The sequence below is a fragment of the Xenorhabdus sp. PB30.3 genome, from assembly GCF_963895965.1.
Classification (GTDB): domain Bacteria; phylum Pseudomonadota; class Gammaproteobacteria; order Enterobacterales; family Enterobacteriaceae; genus Xenorhabdus; species Xenorhabdus stockiae.
In genome coordinates, this window is record NZ_CAWQMW010000078.1 from 1 (window position 1) to 2,590 (window position 2,590).

At 42.7% G+C, this 2,590-nt stretch carries 4 protein-coding genes and 1 pseudogene; 1 reads left to right on the plus strand and 4 read right to left on the minus strand.

The features are described 5' to 3' along the window. On the plus strand, positions 1 to 181 hold a 181-nt coding region (locus AACX38_RS05525; RefSeq protein WP_228865873.1), incomplete at its 5' end, for a transposase. A gap of 82 nt (positions 182 to 263) precedes the next feature. On the opposite strand, the pseudogene AACX38_RS05530 reads toward AACX38_RS05525, so the two are convergent. The 4 genes and pseudogenes from AACX38_RS05530 to AACX38_RS05545 form a co-directional block, all read right to left on the minus strand. Continuing rightward, positions 264 to 389: pseudogene (locus AACX38_RS05530) on the minus strand (glycoside hydrolase family protein); the annotation flags it as partial. Further along, a complete protein-coding gene (locus AACX38_RS05535) occupies positions 373 to 705 on the minus strand; it encodes a phage holin, lambda family (protein WP_228865874.1) in 333 nt (110 codons plus the stop codon). The pseudogene AACX38_RS05530 and the gene AACX38_RS05535, both read right to left, overlap by 17 nt. A gap of 157 nt (positions 706 to 862) precedes the next feature. After that, positions 863 to 1,657: a DUF2829 domain-containing protein gene (locus AACX38_RS05540; RefSeq protein WP_228865875.1), complete on the minus strand. Its 795-nt coding sequence runs from the start codon at positions 1,655 to 1,657 to the stop codon at positions 863 to 865. Positions 1,658 to 1,809: 152 nt separating this feature from the next. Then, on the minus strand, positions 1,810 to 2,590 hold a 781-nt coding region (locus AACX38_RS05545), incomplete at its 5' end, for a site-specific DNA-methyltransferase (RefSeq protein ID WP_228865876.1).

Consider the following 2,590-nt stretch of genomic DNA (forward strand, 5'->3'; position numbering starts at 1 on the left):
CCATAAACGGCATGACACAATAAAAGCGATAGCAGACCACGGTTGCCTGTTGGAATGGTTACCTCCTTACAGTCCGGATTTGAACCCCATCGAACCGAAATGGGCTGAAGTTAAAGCGATAAGAAGACGAGAAAGGTGTTCAATTGATGAACTGTTTATGACGCATGTAAAATATGTCTAATTATTTTGATTTAGCTATAGGTTGGAGATCATCACGCAGAAATGCTTCGGCCTGCTGTTCTGTAATTACATCCCCCTTTTTTAACCCCTTTTGTATGACCGTAACCAATGGTCCACGGAATACCTCCGGTTGCAGGATCAGGGTAGGCTTTCAGTTTCAGGCCTTCATACTGTTTGATGCACTCAAGGCCTTTATCGCTGATTTCCATCAGAAGATACTCCTGCTCTTTTCTCTGCCACCTTACGCAACAATTGGCCGATAAAGTCCGTCCCTAAATAACCAATTATCACACTGCCGATATAAGCTAAATCAGGATTCAGACCAAACAGAGTTAATACATCACGAATGAACCAGGCGAACATGGCACATATAAAGGCATCGATAGAGACTTTTAACCAACCGACACCGTTATAGCGGCCTCGGAGAAATGCCATTGTTCCTGCGAGTACAGCTCCGATGCCTTGTTCTTTTATTGAAACAAGCCAGTCACAGAGATGTGCCCAGATATCAGGGTTTTCTTTCACCTTTATATTTTCCCCTGTTCAAGCAATTTATATTCGTGAGGAGAAATAGATTCGTTCTTAGGTTCTGTCATTAAGTTAGAATACCGACCAAAATAATTGCAGAGGCGAAAATAAAACCCCAGCATATGCTAGGGCTAAAAAGAATTGTTTTAATAGATTAATCATACCATTTACATTGAAAACGATATGTTTTTCCTTCTTGTTTTAACAGTTCAACCACTTTCTCTGATTCACTATTCTCGTATCTATAATACACCGACTTGGAGTCAGGCAGCACTTTACTCGATTTACCAAGATTATATTCTTTGTCATCTATAACAATTATCAGAGTCTTATCATCCAGCTTTTCAAACCAACCCTTATTCTTATTTTTGTGAAAATTAAACCCAAAATCACGACCGAGATTATCTACGTTATAAGACCAAACTGAAGGAAGAGGCCCGCGTTTGGTAATATCATTTTCAATAACGTCTAAGGCTTCTTTAAGGTCTCCAAACACCATACCGTCACCCGGTTTACGGGTTATATCAAAAACTAAATTATATTTTAGTTTTTTTTGTTCTGATTCTGGCTCTGGTTCCGTCTTATCTTCAAAGTACTTCCAATCACACGCCATCATATCTTCCTGCGTTGGCTGCCACGGTACAAAATTACCGTGTTCATTGCGCAGATCAATGTGAGTCAAATAATCATATTGAGTCCCAACCGCAACGCCATCAACGGCGTAAGCGCTATCTTTTTCCACGGCCAAATTATTGACACGTGGAGTGATAGCCAGATACATCTCATTATTCCCTTGGCAATTCACCCAAACAGAACGGGTAACGCGCTTGCGTAGTTTTAATTGAATCAAAGCCCAAGAAAACGAACCTACCGGTGCAATAAAACAATCACAGTGATATTGTTTTGGATCAAAAGGGCATTCATGTTCAGGCTTAATAAATTCAGACATAGTATTTCCTTATATTTATAAATAATGGGAAGTTAAATTTAATATTTAATTTCCTTCTGCTGTTAAACAGGATGAATATATTAATAAACTCTTATGATTGAATATATCGATTCGCCTTGTGTGGTCATTTTTACAATCCACTGAAATCGATTTCATTTATTTATAAACAATTTGATTTCCTGCTCCGTCTGCTTAAACCGTTCTTCTTCCAGCTCTACCCCCAACACACGACGATTGAGTTTTAACGCGGCTTTCAGTGTCGCCCCGGAACCCATAAAGAAATCGGCCACCAGCTCCCCTTCCCGGCTGCTGGACTGGATAATATGCGCCATTAAATCAGCGGGTTTTTCGCAAGGATGCTTGCCCGGATAATACTGTACCGGGGCAAACTGCCAGACATCGGTATAAGGCACGTCGGCGGTGACGGTGAAGGAACGGCGCATTAAACCGTATTCCTGACGCAGTTCGTCATACTGACGCGACAGGGTTAAATGGGAATCCACCAGCTCAGGATACGGGGTATTCAGTTCGCCCCGCCGGTGCTTTTCTTTGGCGGTACGGTCAAACAGCCCTTGCAACTTTTGATAGTCCGTTTCACTGGGTAACTGCCACTGGCTGTCGCTGAACCAGTGACTGGACATCTGCTTTCCGGTGGCTTTGTGTATGGCTTTTGCTGTGATGCCTAACGCTTTGCGAGCATCCCGAAAATAATCGACCAGCGGTTTAAATACCGACTGTTTCAGCTCCCGGCACTGTTTGAAATAGCCATCGCCTTTCGGATGGTATGGCCCTTGATAATGTTCGGCAAAAATAATACGTTCTGTGGCCGGAAAATACATGCGCAGGCTTTCTTTATGCTGCCTGCGCCACGGGCCAGACGGTTTCGCCCAGATAATCTGGTTCAGCACGTTAAACCGTTCCCGCACCAGCAGT